This is a genomic window from Frigidibacter oleivorans (assembly GCF_003993775.1).
Lineage (GTDB): Bacteria > Pseudomonadota > Alphaproteobacteria > Rhodobacterales > Rhodobacteraceae > Frigidibacter > Frigidibacter oleivorans.
In genome coordinates this window covers 106,617-131,883 of sequence record NZ_RJRZ01000002.1, presented here as the reverse complement: position 1 = coordinate 131,883, position 25,267 = coordinate 106,617, and the positions used below count along the sequence as shown (strand labels likewise).

22 protein-coding genes and 1 pseudogene are annotated in these 25,267 nt (G+C 71.3%); 10 read left to right on the top strand and 13 right to left on the bottom strand.

Going from position 1 to position 25,267, the window contains the following annotated elements; all coding sequences use genetic code 11:
* Window positions 1–32 precede the first annotated feature (32 nt).
* The 3 genes from EEY80_RS03680 to EEY80_RS03670 all read right to left on the bottom strand — a co-directional run bounded on the left by EEY80_RS03680 (window position 33) and on the right by EEY80_RS03670 (window position 3,063).
* A complete protein-coding gene (locus EEY80_RS03680; protein WP_126975222.1) occupies window positions 33–1,835 on the bottom strand; it encodes an autotransporter assembly complex protein TamA in 1,803 nt (600 codons plus the stop codon).
* 158 nt (window positions 1,836–1,993) lie between these two features.
* Complete coding sequence (gene secB, locus EEY80_RS03675) at window positions 1,994–2,512, bottom strand: protein-export chaperone SecB (RefSeq protein ID WP_126975221.1); 519 nt, start codon at window positions 2,510–2,512, stop codon at window positions 1,994–1,996.
* Window positions 2,513–2,571: 59 nt separating this feature from the next.
* Window positions 2,572–3,063: an FxsA family protein gene (locus tag EEY80_RS03670; RefSeq protein WP_126975220.1), complete on the bottom strand. Its 492-nt coding sequence runs from the start codon at window positions 3,061–3,063 to the stop codon at window positions 2,572–2,574.
* Between the two features lie 234 nt (window positions 3,064–3,297).
* Between EEY80_RS03670 and EEY80_RS03665 the strand changes: the two genes are divergently transcribed.
* The gene (locus tag EEY80_RS03665) at window positions 3,298–3,960 is read left to right on the top strand and encodes a Tim44/TimA family putative adaptor protein (protein ID WP_126975219.1); all 663 of its coding nucleotides are present in this window, start codon (window positions 3,298–3,300) and stop codon (window positions 3,958–3,960) included.
* An 88-nt stretch (window positions 3,961–4,048) separates the two neighbouring features.
* A complete protein-coding gene (locus tag EEY80_RS03660) occupies window positions 4,049–4,660 on the top strand; it encodes a Smr/MutS family protein (RefSeq protein WP_126975218.1) in 612 nt (203 codons plus the stop codon).
* Between the two features lie 20 nt (window positions 4,661–4,680).
* On the opposite strand, the gene EEY80_RS03655 is transcribed toward EEY80_RS03660, so the two are convergent.
* Both EEY80_RS03655 and hslU read right to left on the bottom strand, forming a co-directional pair.
* Entirely contained in the window at window positions 4,681–5,799 is a 1,119-nt protein-coding gene (locus EEY80_RS03655) for an alpha/beta hydrolase (RefSeq protein WP_126975217.1), read from the bottom strand.
* 94 nt (window positions 5,800–5,893) lie between these two features.
* A complete protein-coding gene (hslU, locus tag EEY80_RS03650) occupies window positions 5,894–7,201 on the bottom strand; it encodes an ATP-dependent protease ATPase subunit HslU (RefSeq protein ID WP_126975216.1) in 1,308 nt (435 codons plus the stop codon).
* Between hslU and EEY80_RS20690 the strand changes: the two are divergent.
* A pseudogene (locus tag EEY80_RS20690) lies at window positions 7,149–7,526 on the top strand (BrnT family toxin); the annotation flags it as partial. The gene hslU and the pseudogene EEY80_RS20690 sit on opposite strands and share 53 nt — an antisense overlap.
* A gap of 55 nt (window positions 7,527–7,581) precedes the next feature.
* A complete protein-coding gene (locus EEY80_RS03640; RefSeq protein WP_126975215.1) occupies window positions 7,582–7,881 on the top strand; it encodes a BrnA antitoxin family protein in 300 nt (99 codons plus the stop codon).
* A gap of 7 nt (window positions 7,882–7,888) precedes the next feature.
* Here EEY80_RS03640 and hslV read toward each other — a convergent pair whose 3' ends face one another.
* Window positions 7,889–8,446: an ATP-dependent protease subunit HslV gene (gene hslV / locus EEY80_RS03635; RefSeq protein ID WP_126975214.1), complete on the bottom strand. Its 558-nt coding sequence runs from the start codon at window positions 8,444–8,446 to the stop codon at window positions 7,889–7,891.
* Window positions 8,447–8,528: 82 nt separating this feature from the next.
* Complete coding sequence (locus tag EEY80_RS03630) at window positions 8,529–9,212, bottom strand: GntR family transcriptional regulator (protein WP_407920715.1); 684 nt, start codon at window positions 9,210–9,212, stop codon at window positions 8,529–8,531.
* Between the two features lie 113 nt (window positions 9,213–9,325).
* On the opposite strand from EEY80_RS03630, the gene dctP reads away from it, so the two are divergent.
* The 6 genes from dctP (at window position 9,326) to EEY80_RS03600 (ending at window position 16,197) form a co-directional block, all read left to right on the top strand.
* Entirely contained in the window at window positions 9,326–10,306 is a 981-nt protein-coding gene (gene dctP / locus EEY80_RS03625; protein WP_126975212.1) for a TRAP transporter substrate-binding protein DctP, read from the top strand.
* A 75-nt stretch (window positions 10,307–10,381) separates the two neighbouring features.
* The gene (locus EEY80_RS03620) at window positions 10,382–10,930 is read left to right on the top strand and encodes a TRAP transporter small permease subunit (protein WP_126975211.1); all 549 of its coding nucleotides are present in this window, start codon (window positions 10,382–10,384) and stop codon (window positions 10,928–10,930) included.
* Entirely contained in the window at window positions 10,930–12,243 is a 1,314-nt protein-coding gene (locus EEY80_RS03615; RefSeq protein WP_126975210.1) for a TRAP transporter large permease, read from the top strand. The genes EEY80_RS03620 and EEY80_RS03615 overlap by 1 nt, the downstream gene beginning before the upstream one ends.
* Window positions 12,244–12,253: 10 nt before the next feature.
* Window positions 12,254–13,576 carry a malonyl-CoA decarboxylase gene (locus tag EEY80_RS03610; RefSeq protein ID WP_407920714.1) on the top strand — a complete coding sequence of 441 codons (1,323 nt, stop codon included), beginning with the start codon at window positions 12,254–12,256 and terminating at the stop codon, window positions 13,574–13,576.
* On the top strand, window positions 13,573–15,084 hold the full coding sequence (locus EEY80_RS03605; RefSeq protein WP_126975209.1) for a malonate--CoA ligase: 1,512 nt from the start codon (window positions 13,573–13,575) through the stop codon (window positions 15,082–15,084). The genes EEY80_RS03610 and EEY80_RS03605 overlap by 4 nt, the downstream gene beginning before the upstream one ends.
* A gap of 90 nt (window positions 15,085–15,174) precedes the next feature.
* On the top strand, window positions 15,175–16,197 hold the full coding sequence (locus tag EEY80_RS03600; protein WP_126975208.1) for a phosphotransferase family protein: 1,023 nt from the start codon (window positions 15,175–15,177) through the stop codon (window positions 16,195–16,197).
* A 63-nt stretch (window positions 16,198–16,260) separates the two neighbouring features.
* Here the strand turns inward: EEY80_RS03600 and trxA are convergent, their stop codons facing one another.
* The 6 genes from trxA to tsaE form a co-directional block, all read right to left on the bottom strand.
* Window positions 16,261–16,581 (bottom strand): thioredoxin, encoded by a 321-nt coding sequence (gene trxA / locus EEY80_RS03595; protein WP_126975207.1) that lies wholly within the window; start codon window positions 16,579–16,581, stop codon window positions 16,261–16,263.
* Window positions 16,582–16,653: 72 nt separating this feature from the next.
* The gene (gene addA / locus EEY80_RS03590; protein WP_126975206.1) at window positions 16,654–20,055 is read right to left on the bottom strand and encodes a double-strand break repair helicase AddA; all 3,402 of its coding nucleotides are present in this window, start codon (window positions 20,053–20,055) and stop codon (window positions 16,654–16,656) included.
* Window positions 20,052–23,045, bottom strand: a complete 2,994-nt coding sequence (gene addB / locus EEY80_RS03585) for a double-strand break repair protein AddB (protein WP_126975205.1) — start codon at window positions 23,043–23,045, stop codon at window positions 20,052–20,054. The genes addA and addB overlap by 4 nt, the downstream gene beginning before the upstream one ends.
* A complete protein-coding gene (locus tag EEY80_RS03580; RefSeq protein WP_126975204.1) occupies window positions 23,038–23,724 on the bottom strand; it encodes a nucleotidyltransferase family protein in 687 nt (228 codons plus the stop codon). The genes addB and EEY80_RS03580 overlap by 8 nt, the downstream gene beginning before the upstream one ends.
* Complete coding sequence (locus EEY80_RS03575) at window positions 23,700–24,701, bottom strand: aminoglycoside phosphotransferase family protein (RefSeq protein ID WP_126975503.1); 1,002 nt, start codon at window positions 24,699–24,701, stop codon at window positions 23,700–23,702. The genes EEY80_RS03580 and EEY80_RS03575 overlap by 25 nt, the downstream gene beginning before the upstream one ends.
* Window positions 24,702–24,724: 23 nt before the next feature.
* A complete protein-coding gene (gene tsaE, locus EEY80_RS03570; protein WP_126975203.1) occupies window positions 24,725–25,249 on the bottom strand; it encodes a tRNA (adenosine(37)-N6)-threonylcarbamoyltransferase complex ATPase subunit type 1 TsaE in 525 nt (174 codons plus the stop codon).
* Window positions 25,250–25,267 lie beyond the last annotated feature (18 nt).

The following is a 25,267-nucleotide window of genomic DNA, read 5'->3' as shown; positions in this document are numbered from 1 at the left end:
GCTGTCAACCTGCGCCTGCCTCGGGGCGGGCGTCAGAACGCCTGCCCCAGCCCGATATAGACCTGCACGCCCTCGCCGGTATCGCCGCCGGCCGGGGCGGCCACGTCCAGCCGGATCGGGCCGATCCCGGTGTTGTAGCGCAGGCCCAGACCTGCGCCCGCGTGCCATTCGCCGTCGGAAAAGTCGCCGTCGCCGACATAGCCCGCGTCATAGAAGGCGACGACGCCGATATTCTCGGTGATCCCCGCGCGCAGCTCTGCCGAAAAGGCGGCAAAGCGGTTGCCGCCGTAATCCTCGCTGTCGGTGCCGTCGGTAACCGTCAGCTTCAGCGACTGGTAGGGCTGGCCGCGCACCGTGCCGCCGCCGCCCGAATAGAACAGATAGTCGCGCGGCGTTTCCAGAAGATCGGCCCCCGCGACGGCGCCGATCTGCGCGCGCCCTGCGATCACGAAGCGGTCATCGGCAAAACCCTGATAGGCGCGGCCGTCGAAGGTCAGCTGCGCGCCGTTGCCGGTATCGGCGAAACCGCGAAAGGCCAGGACCCCGCCTTCGAGGTAGAAGCCCTCGGTGGCGTTCGTGGTGCTGTTGCGCGCGTCCCAGGTCAGGCTGACCGGCAGGATGATCTGCCGGAATTCGCGCTCGCCAAGGCTGTCGGTGACGTTCGAGGCCTCGTAGCCCAGCCCGACCTCGCCCGTCAGCCGGTCGGTGATATAGCGTTCCAGGCCGAAGGTCAGGTTCGCCGTGTCGGAATCGTAATCCTCTTCCTGCAGCCGCGCGATATTGGCCTCGATGAAGGCGTTGCTGTCGCGGAACGGCGTGCCGGGACGTTCGAACCGCGCGCCCAGCGAATAGTCGACGCCGCCGGTGCCGCCGCCGATCCCCGCCACCTCGGCCTCGAGGTTCAGACTCTCGGCCCCACCCAGCAGGTTGCGGTGCAGCCATCCGGCGGTGACGCGCCCGCCATCGACGCTGGAAATCTCGGCGCCAAAGCTCAGCCGCCGCCGCCGCTCCTCGCTGACCACCAGCATGTAGTCGAGCGTATTGCCGGGGCCGAGCGTTTCCGCCTCGGTCAGGGACACCGACCGGAAAGTGCCGGTGCGGCGCAGCCGGTTCGCCACATCCTCCAGTTCCTCGGGGTCGTAAACCTCGCCCGATGGGAAGCCCGCGATCTTCTCGATCCGCCGGGTGGTGACGCGGCGGTTGCCCGACACCGTCATCTCGCCGAAGATCACGCGCGGCCCGGGGGCGAAGACCAGATCGGCGGCCAGCGTCGCCTGCCGGTGATCGGCGGTCACCTCCTGCCGCGCGAGGTCCACCTTCGCATGGCCGGCGCGCCGCCAGCCTTCGGCGCCGGCATCGGCCGCATTGGCGATTTCCTCCGAAAAGGCGGGCTCGCCCCGGGCATAGCCTTCGGGCAGTTCGGTGCCCGGCACCAGCGGCGCCGCCGTGGCGCGGGAAAAGCGGAATTGCGGGCCGGGGTCGATCAGAACGTCGATCCGGCCGATCCGTTCGGGCATGTCGAGCGGTGGGATCTCGGCCGCCTCGCGCCCGTCGATCAGGATGCTGATGACGCCGGAATAATGCCCGCGCGCATAAAGCGCCCCCAGCAGGCGCCCGTAATCGGCGCGTGCTGCGGCGTAGAGGTCCGGCAGTTCCGATTCCTCGTCGCGTCTGGTCGAGGCGATCAGCGAGGCGCCGAGGATCGCGTTGCGCAGCGCATCGTCATCCTGCGCCTTCACCCGGAAGGTGACGTCCTGCGCCGCCGTCGTTCCCGCGACCGATGCCGTCAGCCCGAGGGCGAGGACCGGGGCGACCCGGCGGTACAAGCTGCGCATCTGTGGTTCTTCCCTCGCGTCCTGCCCGCAGGTTTGCACCTTCGGGCCTCTTGTGCCAGAGCCAGAGATACAATCGCGCGGCCCGTTGCCGGTTCCCGGTGGAAAACGGGGGCGGGCCGCCTGTGCCCGCCCGGCCACATCGGGCCGCCGTGCCGCGGTCAGTTCGCCGGGGCCTGCGCCTTCTGCGCCTCCAGCCGGCGGGCGATCTCGCCGCGGTAAAGCGCGAGGAAGTCCACGGTGTCGAGGTTCACCGCCGGGAAGCCGCCGTCACGGGTGGTATCGGCGACGATGCGGCGGACGAACGGGAACAGCATCCGCGGGCATTCGATCAGCAGGTAGGGATGCATCTGATCCTCGGCCACGCCATCGACATGGAAGATGCCGCCGTAATCCAGTTCCAGCAGGAACAGCGGCGTATTGTCGGCGCGGTTGGTCGAGGTCACCTTGAACTTGGTCACCACCTCGTACTGCTTGTCGGCCGGGCGCTTCTTGGCGTCGAGGCTGACCTGCACCTGCACTTCGGGCTGCACGTCGCCGCTGGTCAGGCCCTTCTGCGCCACCACATTCTCGAAGGACATGTCGCGGATGAACTGCGCCAGAACCTGCATGCGCGGCACCTGGGGGGCGGCGGGCTGCGGTGCCGGTTGCGGCGCGGCTCCGTTGCCGGTCTCTGACATGGGTCTCTCCCGTTGGTCTGTCTGTCTCGGGCGAGTGTTATCAGCTTGGGGTGCGGGCCTCAATGCCGGGTCCAGCCCGACCCGCCGGGCCGGGCGGGGCCATCGCTGTCGTCCGGCCTGTGCAGCGTATCGTGCGGGACCTCGTGAAATTCGCCGTCGATCACCTCGGGGCGCGTCCGCACCGTGCCGGTGGCGAAGCCCGCCACGCGGACGCGCCGGCCCATCCGCGCCAGCAGCATCCGCCGCAGCGGCGGCACCAGCAGCACCACCCCGACCGCATCGGTCAGAAAGCCCGGCAGCAGCAGCAGCGCGCCGCCCAGCAGGATCAGCGCCCCGTGTGCCAGGGGTTCCGCCGGATCGCGCAGCTCGTCCAGCGACCGCCGCAGGTCGGCCATCGCCCGCATCCCCTCGGCGCGCATCACCATGATGCCCACGGCCGCCCCCAGCACCACCAGCGCGAGTGTCGGCCCGAGGCCGATCCAGCCGCCCACCAGCACGAAGAGGGCGATCTCGATCAGCGGCAGGGCCACGAAGGCAAGCAGCAGCCACATCGTCGGGGTTCCTTCCGGTCGGGGCGCGGGCGCAGGGCCGCGCAGGGTGGGCATCGGGGGGCGGTGGACTTGATGCCGCCCCTGTCCTACATAGGTAAGGTCTGCCAGGACCGCCACCGTTGCCGACAGGCCCGCTTGCAGCCCCGCATCTGCAGGCCGTCGCACGGGACAGCGTCCAGCCCGACCGCCAAGATACCGCTGCCCCAGTCCGCCCGTTCGTCAAAAGGTCCGCCGATGCAAAGTTCCCTGATCCAGCTTCTCGTGCTCGCGGGGATTGCCATCTTCCTGATCCTGCGCCTGCGCGCGGTCCTGGGCACCCGCGAGGGGTTCGAGAAACCGCCTGTGACGGTGCCGGTGCCGGACAATCGCCCCTCGCGCCGCGACTTCGAGGTGATCGAGGGCGGCCCCGACCGGGACATCACCGACCATGTGGCCGAAGGCACCCCCGCGGCAGAGGCGCTGGCGGCGATGAAGCGGGTCGAGCCCAGCTTCTCGGTCGGGCAGTTCCTGCAGGGCGCGCGCGGCGCCTACGAGATGATCCTGATGGCCTTCGAACGGGGCGATCTGGAACCCGTCCGCCCCTATCTGGAACCCGAGGTCTTCGACAGCTTCGCCGAGGTCGTCGCCGCGCGCGAGGCGCAGGGCCTGAAGGTCGAGGCGCAGTTCGTGGGCCTGCGCGAGCTTGCGCTGCACGGGGCGGAGTTCAACCCCGACACCGGCGAGGCCGAAATCTCGGTCCGGTTCACGGGCGAGCTGATCTCGGCCGCGCGGAACGCGGAGGGCCATGTCGTCGAGGGCGATCCCAAGGCATCGAAGCGGCAGCGCGACGTCTGGACCTTCGGGCGCCGCATGGGCAGCGACGATCCCAACTGGCAGCTGGTCGCCACGGGCGGGTGACCGGCATGACCGAAGCCGGTGGCGCGCCGCCCCGCGCCGGAAATGCCGCCTTCGGGGCGGCATTTTTCATGCCCCGCGGGGCATCGCGATGACGCGCCGCCGGCCCCGCGGGCTGAGCCCGGAAGAGCGCGCGCTGTGGGACCGCATCGCCGCCAGCGCCGCGCCCCTGCATCCCCGCGCGGCGGCGGAGGCCGATCCTGCGCCGCCTTTGCCGCCCGAGGTGCCGCGCGCCGATCCCGACGCGCCGCGCGAGCCGCCGGCCCTGCCCGCCTTCCGCATCGGCCAGTCGGCCACCCGCCTGCCGCCGCGCATCGACCTGGCCCCCGGCCCGGGCGAGAGGCTGGCGGCCCAGCCGGTACGGATGGACCGCAAGGCCCATCGCAACCTGATCCGCGGCAAGATCGAGCCCGAGGCGCGGATCGACCTGCACGGCCTGACGCTGGCCGAGGCGCATCCCGAACTGATCCGCTTCGTGCTGTCCTCGCAGGAGCGCGGCCGGCGGATGGTGCTGGTCATCACCGGCAAGGGCCGGCGGGGGCTGGATGACGGTCCGATCCCGCAGCGCCGCGGATTGCTGCGGCATCAGGTGCCGCACTGGCTGCAGATGCCGCCGCTGTCGCATGTCGTGCTGCAGGTGACGCAGGCGCATCTGAAGCATGGCGGCGAGGGGGCGTTTTATGTGTGGCTGCGGCGCGGCTGACCCGCGTCAGGTGATCCGCCTCAGGGCGACAGCACGCCGGCCAGCCCCTCGCCCGGCTGCAGCACCACCTGCGTCGCCTGTTGCACCGTCAGCACCGCCCCCGGCAGCAGGCCCGCACGCCCGGACGGATCGCCCGCAAAGGCCGCATCCACCTGCCGCAACGAGGCCAGCAGCCGCAGCAGCGCGGGCGAGGTGGCCGGGGTGAAGTGCCCCACCCCGGTGGAATAGGATGTCACGTCGATCAGCGTCACCTGCAGCTCTGCCAGCTCGTCCACCTGCGACAGGTTTCCAAGCCGCCGCGCCTCGCCCGACAGGCGCGAGGACAGCGCCAGCGCCCGGTCGCGGCGCGAGGTGAAGATCAGGAAGGGCTGCGGCAGCGGGCCGATCCGCGCCGCCTGCGCCCGGAACAGCGCCACGTCCAGATCCGGCGAGATCAGCACCACGCCGCCGATCCGCGCCTGCGCGGGGTTGCCGCCGATCGCCATCTGGCGCAGCACCTCCATCACGATCTCGGCGCCCATCGAATGCGCGACGAGCAGGATGCGGTCGGGCCGCGCCGCCGCCGTCTCCTCGATCAGCCGCTCCAGCCCGTCGCGGGCGAACAGCGCCGAGTCCCGGTCGTAGCCATAGGCGAGCGGCTGGCCTTCGGAGGGCCAGGAATAGGCCATCGGCACCCCCGGCAGCCCGAGGTCGTGCGACAGTTGCGCCATCCGGTAGATGCCCTCGGCGAAGGTGGTGTTGAACCCGTGGACGAAGATCACCGCGTCGCGCTGTCCCGCCGGCCGCTCTGCCAGCGCGCGCGCCAGATCGCGGCGGAAAGCGGCGGGTTCGGCAAACTGCCGGTCCCCCACCGTCAGGAAGTCGCGCTGCGGGTCCGGCACGTCGCCCGGGCGGGTATAGGTGATCCGCCCCGCCGCGTGATCGGCGGGCACGGCGATGTCATAGCGGGCGAAGCGGGGCGAGGGGCTGCGACCGGGCCCGAAATCGCCGGGCCGCGCCGGATCCGGGTCGCGGCTGGTGGCGACGAACAGCGCGACATCCGCTGCCGGCATCGTGCCTTCTGGCGCGCGCACGATCGCGCCCCGGGGCGCGCAGCCCGCCAGCGCCAGCGCGCCGCAGGCGACAGCGCAGACGAGCATGCGATGCAGGAAACGGCTGGGACAGGGCAGGGCGGCCTCCGCGATCCGGTCGCGCGCAAGCTAGCGCAGCACCGGTCGCGGCGGAACCCGGTCCCTACAGGACGTAGCGGCTGAGATCGGCCGAGCGCGACAGGTCGCCGATATTGCGTTCGACGAAACCGGCATCCACCGTCACCGTCTGGCCGGACCGGTCCGGCGCGGCGAAGGACAGTTCCTCGAACACCCGTTCCATCACCGTGTAAAGTCGCCGCGCACCGATATTCTCGATGCTGCGGTTGACCTCGGCGGCGATGCGGGCCAGCGCGGCGATGCCGTCCTCGGTGAAGCCGACCTGCACCTCTTCGGTCGCCATCAGTGCGGTGTATTGCCGCGTCAGGGCATTGTCCGTCTCGGTCAGGATGCGGACGAAATCGTCCTCGGTCAGCGCCCGCAACTCCACCCGGATCGGCAGGCGACCCTGCAGTTCGGGCAGCAGGTCCGACGGCTTGGCGATGTGGAAGGCGCCCGAGGCGATGAACAGGATGTGGTCGGTCCTGACCGGCCCGTATTTCGTGCTGACGGTCGTGCCCTCGATCAGCGGCAGCAGGTCGCGCTGCACGCCTTCGCGGCTGACATCGGCGCCGCGCGCCTCGGCCCGGGCGCAGACCTTGTCGATCTCGTCGATGAAGACGATACCGTTCTGCTGCACCGCCTCCAGCGCCGCCTGCTTCACCTGTTCGTCATCCAACAGCTTGTCGGCCTCTTCGCCGATCAGCACGTCATAGCTGTCGGCCACGGTCATCTTCTTGCGCACCCGGCGCTGGCCGAAGGCCTTGCCGAAGATGTCGCCCAGGTTCATCGCCCCCATGCTCATCCCCGGCTGGCCGGGAATGTCCAGCATCGGCAGGGCAGGGGGCGTGTCGGCCACTTCCAGTTCGATCACCGTCTGGTCCAGTTCGCCGCGCTTCACCTTGGCGCGGAACATCTCGCGCGTGCCTTCGCGGGCATCGGTGCCGGCCAGCGCCGTGATCACGCGGTCCTCGGCCGCCTGCTGGGCGCGGGCCTTCACCTCGTCCCGCATCCGGGCGCGGGTATCGGCGATGGCGGTGTCGGCCAGATCGCGGATGATCTGTTCGACGTCGCGTCCGACATAGCCCACCTCGGTGAACTTCGTCGCCTCGACCTTGATGAAGGGCGCGCGGGCCAGCCGGGCCAGCCGGCGGCTGATCTCGGTCTTGCCGACGCCGGTGGGGCCGATCATCAGGATGTTCTTCGGATAGACCTCGTCGCGCAGGTCGTCGGCCAGCATCTTGCGCCGCCAGCGGTTGCGCAGCGCCACGGCCACGGCGCGCTTGGCCTCGGACTGGCCGATGATGAAGCGGTCGAGTTCCGAGACGATCTCGCGCGGGGTGAGGTTGGTCATGGGGTCCTCGACGGCTGGTTCCTTGCCTGCCCGATGTAGGCGGTGGGGCAGGGGATGCCAAGGCGGGCGGGGTGTATTGACGTGGTGTATATACACCGTTAAGGTTTCGGCAATGTATCGGCGGCAGGCTCCGGTTTGGAGGCTGCCGATGCAATTCGAATGGGACGAGGCGAAGCGGCAGGCGACGCTGGTCAAGCACGGGCTGGATTTCGTCGATGCGGTCGCGATCTTCGATGACGACTGGCTGCTGATCGACGCCCGGTCTACGGGCGAAATCCGCAGCATCGCCATCGGTCCGCTGGACGGACGGCTGATCGCGGTCGTCTTCACCTGGCGCGGGCAACGGCTGCGGCTGATCACGGCAAGGAGGGCGCGAACGAATGAGCGAAGAGCGTATCACGCGCGTTACCCTGGAAGAGGCGCGCAAGATGAAAAGCGAAACCGACTGGGAGCGGGTGCGCGCCCAGACGGAGGACCCGCCCTGGGATCCCGAGGAGGATTTCGAGGTGGACTGGGACTCGGCCGTCTTCGTCGAGCCCGGGCGCAAGCCGATGATCTCGCTGCGGGTCGATGCCGATGTGCTCGACTTCTTCCGCAAGGGCGGAAAGGGCTATCAGACCCGGATGAACGCGGTGCTGCGGGCCTACAAGGAGGCGGCGGAAAAGGCGGGGAAGGCGTGAACCGGCCTCAGCCGCCGATCCGCTCCACCGTCAGGTTGCCGTTGGTGTAGACGCAGATCTCGGCCGCGATCGCCATTGCCTTGCGGGCGATGGCCTCGGCATCCAGATCGCCGTCGATCAGGGCGCGCGCGGCGGCCAGCGCATAGTTGCCGCCCGATCCGATCGCCGCTACGTCATGTTCGGGTTCCAGCACGTCGCCCGCGCCGGTGACCACCAGAAGGTCGGTGCCGTCGGTGACGATCAGCATCGCCTCCAGCTTCTGCAGATACTTGTCGGTGCGCCAATCCTTCGCCAGCTCGACGCAGGCGCGGGCCAGCTGCCCGGGCGCGGCTTCCAGCTTCTTTTCCAGCCGTTCCAGCAGGGTAAAGGCATCGGCGGTCGATCCGGCGAAGCCTGCCACCACCTCGCGCCCGCCGGGCGACAGGCGGCGCACCTTGCGCGCCGTTCCCTTGATGACGGTCTGGCCGAGGCTCACCTGCCCGTCGCCCGCGACCACCACCTGCCCGCCCTTGCGCACGCCGATGATCGTGGTCCCGTGCCAGCCGGGAAACTGGTCCCTGTCCATCCGCCGCTCCTGTTCCTGCGTCGGGACCGAGATAGGCCCGGCGGCGCGGGGGAACAACCCTCGCCCCCGTCAGGCCCAGCCGTCAGGCGACATGGCGGCCGCGGATGGCAGAGCGGTAGGTGGCGGCGAGGTCGTTGAACCGGTCGCCCTGCACGGCGATATGTTCGCGCATCTGCCGCGTCACCCGTTCGGCATCGCCCGCCACCAGCGCCTCGAAGATCTGCCGGTGCTGGCGCAGGCTTTCGGGCATCCGGCCGCGCACCCGCAGCTGCAGCCGGCGAAACGGCGTCAGCCGCCGCTGCAGGCGCTCGGCCTCGCCGGCGAGGAACCGGTTGCCCGCGGCGTGATAGATCAGCCGGTGAAAGTCGTGGTTGGCGCGGTAATAACCCTCGACATCCTGCTGCGCCGCCGCCGCCTCGCAGGCCAGCAGTGCGGCCTCGATGGCTGACTGGTCCTCGGCGGACATCCGGCGCGCGGCATAGCGCCCGCACAGGGCCTCGATCTCGGCCATGACGTCGAACATCTCGACCACATCCTCCAGCGAAGGGAAGCGGACGAAGGCGCCGCGCCGGTGGCGCAGTTCTACCAGACCCGAGGCCGCCAGCGCCTGCAATGCCTCGCGCAGGGGCGTGCGCGATACGCTGAACCGGTCGGCGAGGCTGACCTCGTCCAGGCGCGCGCCATCGGCGAAATGACCCTCGACGATCATCTCTTCCAGCGCCTCGCGGATCTGGTCGGTGCGGCGGTCGATGGGGCCTTCGGTCACGTTGCATCCTCGACTGGACATTTTTGCATACAATATCCTTGACCCATAATATACTCAATGCCAGTCTGCGTGCATATCGCAGAATTCGCGACACCTTTGGGAGGAGGTTTCCGATGAGACTGATGAAGATCGCGGCCTTGGCCGCCCTGCCGCTGTGGGCGGGTGCCGCCGGGGCCGAGGAGCTGCGCCTGTCGCACCAGTTCGCGCCGGGCGACCTGCGCCACCGCATCGCCGAGATGGTGGCCGAGGATGTCGCCGCCGCGGACGTGGACCTGACGATCCAGATCTTCCCGTCGGGATCGCTGTTCAAGGCGACCGAGCAGTACCTGCCGCTCAGCCGCGGTCAGCTCGACATGACGGTGCTGCCGCTGTCCTATGCCGGCGGCCAGCGGCCGGAATACAACCTCACGCTGATGCCGGGCCTGATCAAGAGCCACGACCATGCCGCGCGGATGAACGCCTCGCCCTTCATGGCGGAAATCGAGCGCATCCTGAACGAGGATGACGTGATGACGCTGGTGCACGGCTATCTGGCCGGCGGCTTCGCCAGCACCGATGGCTGCATCCGGCGGCCCGAGGACATCAAGGGCAAGACCGTCCGCGCCGCCGGCAAGGGCTTCGAGGAGATGCTGCAGGCCGCGGGCGCCTCCATCGCGTCGATGCCCTCGTCGGAAACCTACAACGCGATGCAGCAGAACGTGCTGCAGGCGCTGAATACCTCGTCGTCCTCCTTCGTCTCCTTCCGGCTGCAGGAACTGGCGAAGTGCTATACCCCGGCCTCGGACGTGACGCTGTGGTTCATGTATCAGCCGCTGCTGATCAACAAGACGACCTTCGACCGGCTGACCCCGGAACAGCAAGAGGCGCTGCGTGCCGCCTCCGCCAAGGCCGAGGCCTATTACCTCGAAGAGGCGAAGAAGGAAGACGCGGCCTCGGTCGAGGTGTTCCGCAATGCCGGTGTCGAGATTGCCGAAATGACGGAAGAGGATTTCATGGCCTGGCGCGACCTCGCCCAGCAATCCTCCTACAAGGTCTTCGTCGAGGAGGTGCCCGACGGGCAGAAGCTGCTGGACATGGCGCTGGCCGTCGAATGACCGGCGGGGGCGGCGCGGCCGCCTCCCGAAGTCCCAGCCAAAGTCCCAGCCGAAGGACCCGGGAGTGATCCATCCATGACAGCAACCATCGCTGCGACGCCGGCCCGGCCGGGCGGCAATGCCTTCATCCGGGCCGTCCACGCGATCTCGACCGTCTGCGGCTGGATCGCCGCGGCCCTCACCGTGATTGCGCTGTTCGTCACCTGCCACATGATCTTCGTCCGCTCGGTTCTGAACCAGTCCACCATCTGGCAGACCGAGGCGGTGATCTACCTGATGATCGCGGCGACGACGATCGGCCTGCCCTACGTCCAGCGGCTGCGCGGCCATGTGAATGTGGATCTCGTGCCGCAGATGTTGCCGCCCCGGGCGCGCCGGGTGCTGGCGATTGCGGTGCTGCTGGCCACCATCGCGGTGACGGCGACCATCGCGTGGTACGGATTCGAGGTCTGGCATCAGGCCTTCGACCGGGGCTGGAAATCCTCGACCGTCTGGGCGCCGCCGCTATGGGTGCCCTATCTGGCGCTGCCCGTGGGCTTCGCGCTGTTCCTGCTGCAGCTTCTGGCCGACCTCGTGGGGCTTCTGACCCGCGCCGACGCCCCCTTCGGTATCGGAGACCGTTGATGGACCCGCTGGTTCTGGGCCTTCTCGTGGCGGTGGCGACGATTGTCGTGCTGTTTTCCGGCGTGTCGGTGGCGGTGGGGCTGCTGGTGGTGTCGGCGGCCTTCCTGCTGATCTTCGACGGGGCGCGCTCGCTCGAGATGATGCCGGAGATCTTCTTCGCCGACCTGAACAGCTTCACCATCCTGTCGATTCCGATGTTCATCATCATGGGGGCGGCCATCGCCTCCACCCGCGCGGGCGCCGACCTGTTCGAGGCGCTGGAACGCTGGCTGACCCGGGTGCCGGGGGGCCTTGTCGTGTCCAACCTCGGGGCCTGCGCGCTGTTCGCGGCGATGTCGGGGTCCAGCCCGGCCACCTGCGCCGCCATCGGCAAGATGGGCATCCCCGAGATGCAGAAACGCGGCTATCCGGACGGGGTGGCGGCGGGCGCCATCGCGGCGGGCGGAACGCTGGGCATCCTGATCCCGCCCTCGGTCACGCTGATCGTCTATGGCATCGCCACAGAAACCTCGATCGGCCGGCTGTTCCTGGCCGGGATCATCCCGGGGCTGCTGCTGACGCTGCTGTTCATGGCCTGGGCGATCTATGCGACCTGGCGGTCGGGCAATGCGGCCGTGCTGTCGCCGCGGCACTACAACCTGCGCGAACGGTTCGAGATCCTGCCCCGCGTCCTGCCCTTCCTGCTGGTGATCGCCGGCGTGCTCTATGCCATGTATGGCGGCATCGCCACGACGTCGGAAACGGCGGCGGTCGGCGCGGTGCTGTGCCTGCTGATGGCGATTGCGATCTACCGGCTGTGGAACCCCCGCGCGATCTGGGGTGTCCTGCGCGACAGCACCCGCGAAAGCGTGATGATCCTGTTCATCATGGCCGCCTCGGGCGTCTTCGCCTACATGATGTCGTCGCTGTTCATCACCCAGTCCATCGCGCAGTGGATTTCCGCGCTGGAGGTCAACCGCTGGGTGCTGATGGCGGTCATCAACCTGTTCCTGTTGGTCGCGGGCTTTTTCCTGCCGCCGGTCGCGGTGATCCTGATGACCGCGCCGATCCTGCTGCCGATCCTGGAAACCGCGAATTTCGATCCCTACTGGTTCGCGGTGATCCTGACCATCAACATGGAGATCGGGCTGATCACGCCCCCCGTGGGGCTGAACCTGTTCGTCATCAATTCCATCGCGCCCAACATCTCGCTGCGGACGATCCTCTGGGGATCGGCGCCCTTCGTCGGCTGCATGGCGCTGGCCATCGTCATCCTGTGCTTCGTGCCGGAACTGGCGACATGGCTGCCGGACCGCGTCATGGGCCCGGTCTGAGGAGGCCGGGATGAGCCGTATCGCCTTCTTCTCCGACCTGATGGGGACGCTGTTCGAACGGCGGCCCTCCGCCCCCGCCGCGCAAAGCCGCCGGCCGCTGGCCGAACTGTGCGAGGCGCTGCTGTCGGCGCAGGGCGAGGTGTCCGGCGTGCGGCTCGCGGCCGAGATCCTGTCGGGCTATCGCGCCCTGTCCGCCGCCGACCGGCAGGAGTTCTTCCGCCACATGGCGCGGGCGCTGGACCTCGACCCCGGGCGGGTCATCGCGGCCGCGACCCGCTATCGCGACAGCGGCGACCCCGAGGCGCTGGCCGACCTCTGCCACGAGGCAGAGCCGCGCCGCCAGGAACTGCTGCGCCGGCTGAACCAGGCGCCGGGGGCGACGGAAGATCTGGTGCGCATGCGGCTCGACCTGTTGCGGATGCTGCCCGAGGCGCCGGAACTGGCGGTGATCGACTGGGACTTTCGCCACCTCTTCGCCAGCTGGTTCAACCGCGGCTTCCTGGTGCTGCGGCATATCGACTGGCGCAGCCCGGCCAACATCCTCGAGAAGATCATCGAATATGAGGCGGTGCATGCCATCGACGACTGGGACGACCTGCAGCGCCGGCTGCGGCCCGAGGACAGGCGCTGCTTTGCCTTCTTCCACCCGGCCATGCCGGAAGAGCCGCTGATCTTCGTCGAGGTGGCGCTGTGCCGGGGCATCCCGGGATCGGTGCAGGCGCTGCTGGCCGAAGAACGGACGCCCGTCCCCGCCGCGGAGTGCGACACCGCCGCCTTCTACTCGATCTCGAACTGTCAGGAAGGGCTGCGCGGCATCTCGTTCGGCAACTCGCTGATCAAGCAGGTGGTCGAGGAACTGCGCCACGACCTGCCGCAGATCGAATGCTTCGTCACCCTTTCGCCGGTGCCGGGGCTGGTGCGCTGGCTGAAGGGCATCGCGCCCGACCGGCCCGAGGCCGCGCGCCTGCTGAACCTGGTGGCGGCGGGCGATGCCGCGGCGATCGCGCCCGAGGCCGACACGCTGCGGCGGCTGACGGCGGAATTCCTGCTGCAGGCGCGCCGGGGCGACGGGCTGCCGGCCGATCCGGTCGCGCGCTTCCATCTGGGCAACGGCGCGATCCTGCACGACGTCCATGCGCTGGCCGATACCTCGGCCAACGGCCTGCGGCAGTCGGCCAGCGCGATGGTGAACTACCTCTATGACCTGTCGCAGGTCGAGCGGAACAACGAACGGTTCGGGACCGAACGGACGGTCGCGGCCGCGCGACAGGTGCGGGCGCTGCTGGCGCAGGCCCGGCCAGAGGGCAAGAAGACCACGGGAAGGACAGCATGACCAATCCGCTCTACGATGCGCTTGCCGCGCCGCTGGCCGGGCGCGACACCCCCGTTCTGACCGATGCCGGCGGCACCGCGCTGACCGGCCGCGACCTGCACCGGATGGCGATGGCGCAGGCGGCCGCGCTGGCGGGTCTGGGCCTGCGGCCGGGGGACCGCATGGCGGTGCAGATCGACAAGACGCCGCAGGCGCTGGCGCTGTATCTGGCGGCGCTGGCGGCGGGCATCGTCTTCCTGCCGCTGAACACCGCCTATACCGCCGACGAGGTGGAGTATTTCGTGGCCAATGCCGGGGCGGCACTGCTGGTGGGCAGCCCGGTCCGGGCCGACAGCCTGCGCGCCGTCGCCGCCCGCAACGGGGCCCGGTTCGAAACGCTGGACGCCGCCGGCGCGGGCAGCCTGGCCGACCTTGCCGCCGGGGCCGACCCCGGCTTCGCCCCCGTGCCGCGCGCGCCGGACGATCTGGCGGCGATCCTGTACACCTCGGGCACCACCGGCCGGTCGAAGGGCGCGATGCTGACCCATGCGAACCTTCTGTCCAATGCCGAGGTTCTGGCCCGGGAATGGCGTTTCACCGACCGCGACGTGCTGCTGCACGCGCTGCCGATCTTCCACACCCACGGGCTGTTCGTGGCGACGAATGTGGTGCTGCTGTCGCGGGGGGCGATGATCTTCCTGCCCGGCTTCAAGACCGATCAGGTCATTGCCAGCCTGCCCGCCGCCACCACGATGATGGGCGTGCCGACCTTCTACACCCGGCTGCTGGACGATCCGCGCTTCACCCGCGATCTGGTGGCGCATATGCGGCTGTTCACCTCGGGTTCCGCCCCGCTGCTGGCCGAAACCCATGTGCAGTTCGAGACTCGGACAGGCCACCGCATCCTCGAACGCTATGGCATGACCGAAACCAACATGAACACCTCCAACCCCTATGACGGCGACCGCCGCGCCGGGACGGTGGGCCTGCCGCTGCCGGGGGTGGAGGTGAAGATCACCGATCCCGTCACCGGCGCCAGCCTGCCGCAGGGCGAGCCCGGGATGATCGAGGTGCGCGGCCCCAATGTCTTCGCCGGCTACTGGCAGATGCCGGAAAAGACCCGCGAGGAACTGCGCGCGGACGGCTTCTTCATCACCGGCGATATCGGCGTAATCGACGCGGACGGCTATGTCAGCATCGTCGGCCGGCAGAAGGACCTGATCATCACCGGCGGCTACAACGTCTATCCGAAAGAGATCGAGCTGATCCTCGACGAACAGCCGGGGGTGCTGGAAAGCGCGGTGATCGGCGTTCCGCACCCGGATTTCGGCGAGGCGGTGGTGGGCGTGATCGTGGCCCAGCCGGGGGCGCAGGTCGACGATGCCGCGCTGCAGGCGGCGATGGCCGAGCGTCTGGCGAAGTTCAAGCAGCCCAAACATATCGCCGTGGTGCCGGAACTGCCGCGCAACACCATGGGCAAGGTGCAGAAGAACCTGTTGCGCCAGGACTTCGCCACGCTGTTCCGCTGACGCCGCCCGCGCGCCGGGCCTTGCGCCAGCGCGCGACTGCGGCTCTGCTCGGGGCGACGGGCCAGCGGCGGGCGACAGAGAGGGCGGACCATGCGCGACGACGGGCGGGACCACGGGCGGGATGTGCCCGGCGACCGCGCGGCGCAGCTGGCCGGGGCGATGGCGCATTGGCCGCGCCTTGCCCGGGCGGCGGGCCTTTCGCCCGAGGGCTGGCGGGCCGAGATCGTCACCCGCCGCGACGAACCCGCCCGCCGCCGCATCGTGCTGTCGCTTATCCGGGACGACGGGACCGGCGACGCGCTGGTCCTGAAGCACATGACCCGCCCGGCCGATCCCGCGCTGGTCGCCGCCGAGATCGCGGCACAGCGCCGCGCGCGCGAGGCGACGGGCGGGCAGGCGCCGCTGATCCTGGCCGAGGATGCCGGGGCCGGGCTGATCCTGATGGAACAGGTGCCGGGCCGGACGGTGGAACACTGGCTCGACGATGCCCGCAGCCCCGCCGCCATGCGCGCCATCCTGACCCGCGCCGCGCGCTGGCTGTCGGACTTCCACGCCGGCACCTCCAACGGGCTGCGGCCCTACAATCCCGCCAAGGTCTGCGAGCATCTCGCCCGGCAGCGGCAGGCGGTGGCCGAGGGGCGGCGGCGGGTGCGGGCGCCGGACCGCTTCGTCGCGCTGTCGCTGCGGGTCGAGGCCGAGGCCGCGCACTGGCAGGGACGGCCCGCGCTGTCGGCGGCGCGGCATGGCGACATGAACCTGCGCAACATCCTGATGGACGAGGACCGCGCCTGGGGCATCGACTTCGCCGGGCCGCAGACCGCCCCGGCGGGCCATGACGTGGCGCGGCTGATGCTGGCCTATGCGCTGGCCTATGTGCCCGCCGGCGCGGCGCCGGCCGGCCGGCTGCTGCCCGCGGCAGAGGAGGCGGCCTTCTTCACCGGCTACCGGGCGGCGGATGCCGCGGATGGGGCGATCGGCTTCCTGATGCTGAACCAGCTGGTCGCCGACTGGGCCCGTCTGGGGCAGGCGGGCGCGCCGCCGGGCCTGTGGCGCGACCAGCGGATGGAGGCGCTGATGCGGCTGGCGGGGCGGGTGTTTCCGGACCTGTGGTAGGCCCGCGATACGAAAGGGGCGCCCGCAGGCGCCCCCCAATCTGCGGGCAAGGGCCGGGCGCGATCAGATCTCGGACTGGATCCAGCTTTGCAGCGCGGCCTTGGGCGCGGCGCCGACCTTGTTCGACACGACCTGACCGTCCTTGAACATGAACAGCGCCGGGATGCCGCGCACGCCCAGCTGGGCGGGGGAATCCGGGTTCTCGTCGACGTTCACCTTGACGATCTTGACCTTGCCGGCCAGTTCCTCGGCGATCTCTTCCAGCGCCGGGCCGATCTGCCGGCAGGGGCCGCACCATTCGGCCCAGAAATCCACCACGACCGGAATGTCGGACTGGCGGACTTCGCTGTCGAAGGTGGCATCGGTGACGGGGGTGGTGGCCATGACGCTTCTCCTGAATGCGGGGCTGGGGATGAACCTATGAACGCACCCCCGTCCGGTCAAGGTGCGGCCCCGTCAGGTCGGGGCCAGCGCCTGTCCCGCCCGGCGCAAGGCCGCGTCCACCAATTCGCATGGCAGCGGCATCAGCGTGCCGGTCGCCGTCCAGACCACGGCCATCTCGACCTGCCGGCCGGGGAAGGCAAGGCGCAGCGCCGCGCGATAGGCCCCCATCTGCCGCAGGATGCCTTCGGGCACCGCCTCGGCCCGGTCCGGCACCACGCGGTTCGACTTCCAGTCGAGCGCGGTCACGCGGTCGGCCGCCACGTGCAGCCGGTCCACCGTCCCGTGGACCTGCCGCCCGCCCAGTTCCGGCAGGCGCGCGCTCAGCTCCACCTCGGCCAGGGTCTCGGGGCCGAGGAAGCGGGCAAGCCCCGGCGCGGCCAGAACTCCGCGCGCCGCCGCCAGCAGGCCCGGCAGGTGCAGCGGGTCCATCGCCTCGTCGCCCCGGCACAGCAGCCGCGCGGCCAGCTCCGCCTGATCAGCCGGGGGCCAGCCCGGCAGATATTCCAGCAGCAGATGCAGCCGCGTGCCCCAGGCCAGCGCCTCGGCCTCGGGCAGGCCCGCATCGCCCGGCAGCGCCTTCGCCCCGCCGAGGTCCGAGGGCGACAACACCCGGTCGGTCGCGGGGCTGGCGGGGAAGGCCCGCATCCAGCCGGGCAGGGCCGGCGCGGCGGGCGGGGCGGGGGGCGCCTCTGCCCGGGGGGCGGGCGCGGGCCAGTCGCCTTCGGCATGGCGGCGGATCTCGCCGAAGGACCCGGTGTCGATGGCCTCCGTCGGCAACCGGTCCATCGCCTCGGCCACCTGCAGATACCATTGCGGACCCGTGCCGCGCCCCGGATCGCCCGCGCCGCAGACCACCAGCCAGCATTCGGCCCGCGTCATCGCCACATAGAGCAGCCGGTCGCGCTCCTCGGCCTGCCGGTCCTTCAGCGCGTCGCGGGCGGCGGCCAGCGCCGGGGGCGCCTCGTCCGCGGTCATCCGCCAGACGGCGGTGCCGGCCGGTCCGTCCCCAGGCAGGCGCAGCACCGCGCCCTCGGCCCGCGGATCGCCGCGGATCGTGTCGGGCAGGATCACCACGGGCGCCTCCAGCCCCTTGGCGCCATGCACCGTCATCACCCGGATCGCCCGGCCCGCCGCCTCGGGGCGGCGCTTCACCTCGACCTCGCCGCCTTCCAGCCAGACGAGGAAGCCGGTCAGGCTCGGCACCGATGTCCGCTCGAAGGCCAGCGCCTGCGTCAGCAGCTCGTCGATGCCGTCCTCGGCCTCCACCCCCAGCCGCGCCACCAGCCGGGCGCGGCCACCATGCCGGGTCAGCAGCCGCTCGATCAGCTCGAAGGGGCGCAGGTAATCCGCCTGCCCGCGCAGATCGTCCAGCACCGCCCGTGCGGCCAGCGCGCCGGCATCGGTCCGCGCGCGCAGTTCCTGCCACAGATAGCCCTTGCGCGGCTGGGCGAGCGCATAAAGCTGCGGCTCGGTCCAGCCGAACAGCGGCGAGCGCAGGGCGGCAGCCAGCGACAGGTCATCCTCGGGCGTGGCGAGGAAGGACAGCACCGCCCGGATGTCCCGGACCGCCAGTTCGCCCCCCAGCTTCAGCCGGTCGGCCCCGGCAATGGCCAGACCCGCGGCCTTGCAGGCGGCGATGATCTCGGCGAACAGGTCCGACCGCCGCTGCACGAGGATCAGGATATCGCCCTCGTGCATCGGGCGGGGGCCGTCCCGCGCAGGGATGCAGGTGCCCGCGGCCAGCGTGGTCCCGATCCATCCGGCGATCCGCCGCGCCAGCTGCACGTTGTGATGCGTCTCGGGCAGGGCATCGACGGGGGCGGACCAGTCCTCGGGCTCGGCCGGTTCGGCCCTGGGGATCAGCGGCCACAGGTCCACCCGCCCCGGCATCCGGTCCTTGAAGGCGATGTGGCGGGGCGCCCCGCCCAGGCCCCCGCCACGCGTGTCGGCGAAGGTTTCGTCCACCGCCCGCAGCACGGCGGGGGCCGAGCGGAAGGAATGGTCCAGCGTCAGGTCCTGCATCGCCGTGCCGAGCGCGGCGAAGCGTGCGCCGAAATGGCCGCGCATCCGGTCGAAGGCGGCAAGGTCCGCGCCCTGAAAGCTGTAGATCGACTGTTTCTTGTCGCCGACGACGAAGATGGTGCGCGGCCGGTCGCGCGCGCCTTCGCCCGCGGTGAACTCCTCGGACAGCCGCTCGATCACCTGCCACTGGCCGGGCGAGGTGTCCTGCGCCTCGTCCACCAGGATGTGGTCGATCCCGCCGTCCAGCCGGAACAGCACCCATTGCGCCACCCCCCGGTCGGACAGCAGGGCGGCCGCCCGCAGGATCAGGTCGTCGAAGTCGAGCCAGCCCGCCGCCTGCTTGCGCGCCCGGTAGCGCGGCAGGAAGGCCCCGGCAAAGCGGTGCAGCGCGGCGGTCCACAGCGCGGCGGCCAGCGCGATCCGCCGGGGGCGCGCGGCCTCGACCCGGCGCATCAGGTCGTGCAGGCGCGGCAGAAGCGCGGCGCAGGGGCCGTCGCGCAGGTCCTTGGTGGGGAAAGCGTCGGTCTTGGCGGCGAAGGCACCGGCCTTGGCCTTGGGGCCATACAGGAACACGGATTCGAGCTGTTCCAGACAGGCCGGCCCCAGATCGCCGGACAGCGCCGCCAGCACCGTTCCCGCCTTCTGGTCGGTGCTCTTGCCGCCTTCCAGAAGGGGCAGCAGCTCTGCCAGCAGCTCGGCCTCGCCGCCCAGGAACACCTCGGCCGCCAGCGCCTCTTCGGTCAGGTCGGCGGCCAGGCCGAAGACCTGGCGCGCGGAGGCTGCGTCCAGCGGCGGTTCGAAGGCCGGGGCATGGGCACAGATTTCCGCCAAAAGTCCGTCCACCCCGTCGCCGCTGGCAATCGCGGCCAGCGCGTCCACCGCGTCCCGGTCCTCGCCCGCGGCGAGACCTTCGAAGATCTCGGCCCGCAGCAGTTCCGCCGCGCGGTCGTCCATCTCGGTGAAGCCGGGCGCGACGCCGGCCTCCAGCGGGAAGCGGCGCAGAAGACCCGCGCAGAAGGAATGGATCGTCTGGATCTTCAGCCCGCCCGGCGTCTCGATGGCGCGGGCGAACAGCCGCCGCGCCTCGGCCAGCGTGGCCGGGGAGACGGGGCCTTTGGCGCCCAGATCCTGCAACTGCCGGCGCAGGTCGGCCTCGTCCAGCATCGCCCATTGCCCCAGCCGCGCGAACAGGCGGTTCTGCATCTCGGACGCGGCGGCCTTGGTATAGGTCAGGCACAGGATGCGCTGCGGTTCTGTCCCGCCCAGCAACAGCCGTGCCACCCGGTCGGTCAGCACCCGGGTCTTGCCCGATCCGGCATTGGCCGACAGCCAGGTCGAGGCGGCGGGGTTCGCCGCCGTCACCTGCCGAAGGCTCGCGTCGTTCAGGCTCATGCCGCGCCCCCGCCGTTGCCGTTCTGGCCCGGATCGTCGCCTACCGGGATCGTCTGCGCCGCCGCCGTGATCTCCCACTCGCCGAAGCGGGACAGGTGGTCATAGTCGCTGGCGCTGCGCGTCTCGAACATCGCGCGGCGGGCGGGGTAGGGGCGGCCCTCGGCCAGATAGCCCTGCATCAGGCGGTTCAGCCCGTCCCAGGTCTGGCCGATGGTCAGGCCCTTGTCGGCATCGGTCAGCGGGTTCGTCACCTGCCGCGCCCTGGTGCCGAGGCCGATATAGGTCACCGCCTCGACCTCGCGCGGACCCAGCATCTCGAACCCGCCGCGTTCGGCCATCGCCGCCTCCAGCAGCAGCTGTTTCTCGAAATGCGCCTGCTGGTCGAGGCTGGGCGGCGTGCCGGTCTTGTAGTCGTAGATATGCACCCGCCCGTCCTCCAGCAGGTCGATCCGGTCGGGTCTTGCGGTCAGCGTGAAGCCGAGCGCGGGTAGCGTCACCCGCCCCGTGCGTTCCAGCACCACGGGCTGTCCCCGCGCCGCGCGCCCCGCCTCGGCGGCAAGGAACCGGTCGGCGACCCGGGCGAGCCGCGCCAGCCACAGCCGCTGCGCCCCGGTCCAAGGCACCTCTTCGGCCAGCACCGCCTCGGCCACGGCCAGCAGCCGGGCGCGGGTCAGCTCCGCCGTCTCGTCCGCGGCGCGCCCGCGCAGGAAGCGCTCGACGATCAGGTGCAGCACCTGCCCCCGCAGCCGTGGGTCTGGCGCCGCCCCCACGGGGTCGAGCGGGCGCAGCCGCAGGATATGGCGGGCATAGATCGCATAGGGGTCGCGGATCAGCGTGCGGATCCCGGTGACGGCCAGTTCCCTTGGCCGGTCCTTCAGCGGCGGGCGGGGGGCGGGGCGGGGCGCGCGCGGTTCGGCCGCCGCCGGCGCCTCCAGCGCCAGCGCATCGCGCAGGATCGCCCGCCCCCGGTCCCGCATCGCGGCCAGCGCCTGCGGTCCGCCCCGGCCCGGCAGACCCTCCATCAGGTTGGTCAGCCGGTTCAGCCAGCGCGAGGGCACGGTTTCCGCCTCGGCATCGCGCAGGGCGCGGGTCAGCACCACCTCGGGCGCGGCGACAGCCTGCTGGAAGTCATGCGCCGCCAGCCCCACCTGCCGTTCGGGCAGGCGCAGCCCCGCCTCCATCCGCATCCGCCGCGACATCCACGGGTCGGGCGCGGGCATCGCGGGCCAGGTGCCTTCGGTCAGACCGCCGAGGATCACCAGTTCCGCCCCCTGCGCCCGGGCATCGCGCGGTCCCCAGATCGACAGCAGCGGATGCGCGCCCTCGGGCAGGCGGACCGAGCCGCGGTCCAGCAGCCCGGCCAGCAGCACCGCATAATCGCGCGGACCCATCGCGCCGCCATGCCCGGCCTCTGCCGCCAGTTCCGCCATCACCGTCCAAGCCGCGCGCCCCGCCGCGTCGCGCCACAGCGCGCTGGCCTCGACCGTGCCGCCCGGTCCCGCCGCCAGCGCCCCGGCCAGGGCCAGATGCGCGGCCACCCAGTCCGGCAGCGGCCGGTCGCCCGACTGCGCGTCGAGCCCGCCGATCCGCGCGGCCAGCCAGCGTGCCCAGTCCTCGCGCCCGTCCTCCGCCGCCCTCGCCGCCCAGCGGATCAGATCCTCGGGGGCGGGGAAGGCGGGGCCGTGGCGGCGCAGGTGCAGTTCCAGTTCGCGGGTGAAGCGCAGATGCGGCCCGCGATCCGTGCCGCCGGTATGGGCCAGCGGATGTTTCAGCAGCGTCAGCAGCGATTCCACCGAAGGCTTGCGGCCGAACAGGTCCGCCACATGCCGCAGGAACCGCCCGGGCGGCGACAGGATCAGCGGCTGCCCGGCGGAATCGTCGGCGACCAGCCCCCAGCGGTCCAGCGCCGCCGCCACCCGGCGCGTCAGCAGCCGGTCGGGGGTGATCAGCGCGGCGCGGGTGCCCTCCTCCACCGCCTGCCGCAGGCGCAGGGCGACAGCCAGCGCCTCGGCCCGCGGATTGGGCGCCTCGATCAGCGTCATCCGCCCGGCGGCCTCGGCCAGGGGCGGCAGGGCCGCGCCTTCGACCAGCCACTGGTCGGTAACGGGCGCAGGGCGCAGCGCCAGCGACACCAGCGCGTTGCGCGCCGGGCTGGGCGCGGGCGCGTCGTGCCAGCGCCGGATCTGGGCCGGGGCCAGGCCCAGCGAGGTCGCCAGCGCCAGATGCCGGTATTGGGGATGATCCTCGGCCGGGACCGGCCCGGCATCGAGGATGTGCCACACGGCCTCCGGCAGGTCGAAGTCGAAGCCGGGCAGCACCACCGCCCCGCCCGGCAGCGCCGCCACCGCCCGCAGGAAGGCGGCGATCGGCCCGCGCGATCCGGTGGAGCCTGCGGCAATCACCGGGCCGGGGGGTGGGACCAGCTGCCACGCCCGGGCCTGCGCCTCGACCGCCAGCCGCAGCCGCAGGCCGGGATCGGGCGGCTCGTCCCCGGTGCAGAAGCGGGCGACGATGCGGATGAAGGCCAGCGAGCGCTGCCAGTGCGCGGCATGGTCGGCCACATCCAGCCCGTCCAGCGCGGCGGGATCGACCGCCTCTTCCTGCATCTCGGTCATCAGCGCCTGCAGGCTGTCGGCCAGATCGTAGGGCGCGCCGCCCGCGGCGAAATCCGGCTGGCGCGCCACGAGGCCCGCGACCAGCTGCGCCAGTTCCAGCCGGCGGCGCAGCGGCGGCACCGCGGGCGGCAGGTCCGACAGCGGGTCCTGGCCGATATCGGTGACCAGCCGCAGCCGCGGCAGCAGCAGCGCCCGGCCCGGGGCCACGCGGGCATCGAAGGCGCGGCGCACCTGCCGCAGCATCCGCCCGCCGTTCAGGTAGATCGTCACCCGGGCCATCGCCTCGGGCGGGGCACCGGCCATCCGCCCGATCAGCCCGGCGACCAGCGCCTCGGCGAAATCGACACCGCAGGGCAGGGCATACAGCTCAGCCATGCAGCAGCGTCTCGGCCAGCGGGATGCTGTCGGGGCGGCCGACATCGCACCAGCCGCCGGGATGGGTCACGCCGAACAGCCGCCCGCGCGCGGCGGCGCGGTTCCACAGCAGGTTGTTGGAAAAGACCGCGCCGTCGCCCGGTTCGATCAGGCGGGGCGTCAGGATCTGCGCGCCGGTATAGACGCGGTCCGCCGCCACCCCCGGACCCCGCTCCAGCCGCCCGTCGGGATGCAGCCGGAAATCGCCCGCCCCGGCATGGCCCGTGGCCCGGTCCTGCGGCACCACCAGCAACAGCGCGTCCATCCGCGCCGCATCCCATGCCGCCGCGAGGGTGGCGAGCGGGCCGGGCCCGGTCCAGACCGCATCGGTGTTCAGCGTATAGACGGGATCCGCGTCCAGCAGCGGCAGCGCCGCGGCGAGGCCGCCGCCGGTATCCAGCAGCACCGGCTCGTGCGAGATCGCGATCCCCCGCCCGGCCAGATGCGCGGCCAGTTGCGGCGCGCGGTAGTGGCTGTTGGCGACGACGCGCAGCCCGTCCGGCACCAGCGCCAGCGCATGGTCGATCAGCGCCCGGCCCGCCACCGCGACCAGCGGCTTGGGCCGGTCGTCGGTCAGCGGCCGCATCCGGGTGCCAAGCCCCGCGGCATACAGCATCAGTGCAGCGGGTGGCGTCCGCATTCGTCCTTGATCCTTCGCAGGGTCGCGGGGTCGGGGGGCGGCAGCAGGGCCGCGACGGCGCGCGCCAGGTCCGCCAGCGCCGGGTGGGACAGGTCGCGCTGCAGCAGATCCCAGACGCGGGGGATCAGGTCCACATAGTGCGGCTTGCCGTAATGCATCGACAGCCGGGCAAAGACGCCGATGATCCGCAGGTTCCGCTGCGCGCCGCAGAAGGCGTATTCCGCGGCAAAGGCCTGCGGGTCCAGCCCCTCGTCCGCGGCGAACCGCGCCCGCAGCTCGGCCTCGGCCGCGGGTGTCACGTCGCGCCGGGCGTCCTGCAGCATCGACACGAGGTCATAGGCCCGCGGCCCCGCCATCGCGTCCTGGAAGTCCAGCAGGCCGACCCGCGCCGCGCCGTCCCGCTCTGGCAGCCACAGCAGGTTTTCAGCGTGGAAGTCGCGCAGCACCAGCACCGGCTCGCCCGGGGCGAGGCGATCCTTCAGCCCGGCGACCATCGCAGCGAAGGCGGCGGAGGCATCCGGATCGCGCGCCAGCCCGGTCGCGCCCGGCAGATACCAGTCGAGCGCCAGCGCCGCCATCCGGCCCATCAGCGCCGCGTCATAGCGGGCGATGCCCGGGGGCAGCGGCGCCGCGTGCAGCCGGGCCAGCGCGGCGGCGGCGGGGGCGTACAGTTCGACCTCGCGGCCCGGTTCGGCGGCGAGGATGCGGGCAAAGAGCGCGTCGCCCAGATCCTCGATCAGCAGGAAGCCCTGCGCCACGTCCTCGGCCAGGATCGCGGGCGCGGACAGGCCCTGCGCGGCCAGATGGCGGGCGATGCGCAGGAAGGGGCGCACATCCTCGCCTTTCGCCGGATCGGCATCCATCAGCACCGCAGCGGCCCCGGTCCCGGCCCGGGTCAGGCGTTCGTATTTCCGGTTCGAGGCGTCGCCCGCCAGCGGCCGGCGCAGGGCATCGGCCCATCCGGCGGCGGCCAGCATCGCGGCGGGGCTGCGCGAGGGCGTCACGGTCCGGCCCCCGCCAGTCCCGCCAGCCGGTCCGGCCAGCTGGCCCCGCCCGACAGGCGCAGCCGCCGCCCCTCGCCCGCGATACCGAACTCCAGCCGCAGCCCGTGACCGGGGACCAGCGGTCCCAGCCGGTCGGGCCATTCGATCAGGCAGAGCGCGCTGTCGAACGCCTCGATCAGGCCCAGTTCCTCGACCTCGGCGGGGCCGGTCAGGCGATAGAGGTCGGCATGCCAGATCTCCATCCCGCCGGCCTCATAGGTCTGGACCAGCGTGAAGGTCGGCGAGGGCACGTCCTCGACCTGACCGTCGCGGGCCATCAGCTGCTGGATCAGGTGGCGGGCGAAATGGGTCTTGCCCGCGCCGATGGGGCCTTGCAGCAGCAGGACATCCCCGGCCCGCAGCAGCGGCGCCATCCGCCGGGCCAGCGCCTCGGTCGCGGCGGGGTCGGGCAGGGCCAGCACGACCTCGCAGGCGGGGCTGGCGGGGGGCGCCGGATCGGGAAAGCGGGGGGCGGGGCTCATGCCGTCATCTAGCCCCCC

Excerpts from the sequence above, each read along its gene's own strand:
- EEY80_RS03680 (WP_126975222.1), bottom strand. The coding sequence starts at position 1,835 with ATGCGCAGCTTGTACCGCCGGGTCGCCCCGGTCCTCGCCCTCGGGCTG.
- secB (WP_126975221.1), bottom strand. The coding sequence starts at position 2,512 with ATGTCAGAGACCGGCAACGGAGCCGCGCCGCAACCGGCACCGCAGCCC.
- EEY80_RS03670 (WP_126975220.1), bottom strand. The coding sequence starts at position 3,063 with ATGTGGCTGCTGCTTGCCTTCGTGGCCCTGCCGCTGATCGAGATCGCC.
- EEY80_RS03665 (WP_126975219.1), top strand. The coding sequence starts at position 3,298 with ATGCAAAGTTCCCTGATCCAGCTTCTCGTGCTCGCGGGGATTGCCATC.
- EEY80_RS03660 (WP_126975218.1), top strand. The coding sequence starts at position 4,049 with ATGACGCGCCGCCGGCCCCGCGGGCTGAGCCCGGAAGAGCGCGCGCTG.
- EEY80_RS03655 (WP_126975217.1), bottom strand. The coding sequence starts at position 5,799 with ATGCTCGTCTGCGCTGTCGCCTGCGGCGCGCTGGCGCTGGCGGGCTGC.
- hslU (WP_126975216.1), bottom strand. The coding sequence starts at position 7,201 with ATGACCAACCTCACCCCGCGCGAGATCGTCTCGGAACTCGACCGCTTC.
- EEY80_RS03640 (WP_126975215.1), top strand. The coding sequence starts at position 7,582 with ATGAGCGAAGAGCGTATCACGCGCGTTACCCTGGAAGAGGCGCGCAAG.
- hslV (WP_126975214.1), bottom strand. The coding sequence starts at position 8,446 with ATGGACAGGGACCAGTTTCCCGGCTGGCACGGGACCACGATCATCGGC.
- dctP (WP_126975212.1), top strand. The coding sequence starts at position 9,326 with ATGAGACTGATGAAGATCGCGGCCTTGGCCGCCCTGCCGCTGTGGGCG.
- EEY80_RS03620 (WP_126975211.1), top strand. The coding sequence starts at position 10,382 with ATGACAGCAACCATCGCTGCGACGCCGGCCCGGCCGGGCGGCAATGCC.
- EEY80_RS03615 (WP_126975210.1), top strand. The coding sequence starts at position 10,930 with ATGGACCCGCTGGTTCTGGGCCTTCTCGTGGCGGTGGCGACGATTGTC.
- EEY80_RS03610 (WP_407920714.1), top strand. The coding sequence starts at position 12,254 with ATGAGCCGTATCGCCTTCTTCTCCGACCTGATGGGGACGCTGTTCGAA.
- EEY80_RS03605 (WP_126975209.1), top strand. The coding sequence starts at position 13,573 with ATGACCAATCCGCTCTACGATGCGCTTGCCGCGCCGCTGGCCGGGCGC.
- EEY80_RS03600 (WP_126975208.1), top strand. The coding sequence starts at position 15,175 with ATGCGCGACGACGGGCGGGACCACGGGCGGGATGTGCCCGGCGACCGC.
- trxA (WP_126975207.1), bottom strand. The coding sequence starts at position 16,581 with ATGGCCACCACCCCCGTCACCGATGCCACCTTCGACAGCGAAGTCCGC.
- addA (WP_126975206.1), bottom strand. The coding sequence starts at position 20,055 with ATGAGCCTGAACGACGCGAGCCTTCGGCAGGTGACGGCGGCGAACCCC.
- addB (WP_126975205.1), bottom strand. The coding sequence starts at position 23,045 with ATGGCTGAGCTGTATGCCCTGCCCTGCGGTGTCGATTTCGCCGAGGCG.
- EEY80_RS03580 (WP_126975204.1), bottom strand. The coding sequence starts at position 23,724 with ATGCGGACGCCACCCGCTGCACTGATGCTGTATGCCGCGGGGCTTGGC.
- EEY80_RS03575 (WP_126975503.1), bottom strand. The coding sequence starts at position 24,701 with ATGCTGGCCGCCGCCGGATGGGCCGATGCCCTGCGCCGGCCGCTGGCG.
- tsaE (WP_126975203.1), bottom strand. The coding sequence starts at position 25,249 with ATGAGCCCCGCCCCCCGCTTTCCCGATCCGGCGCCCCCCGCCAGCCCC.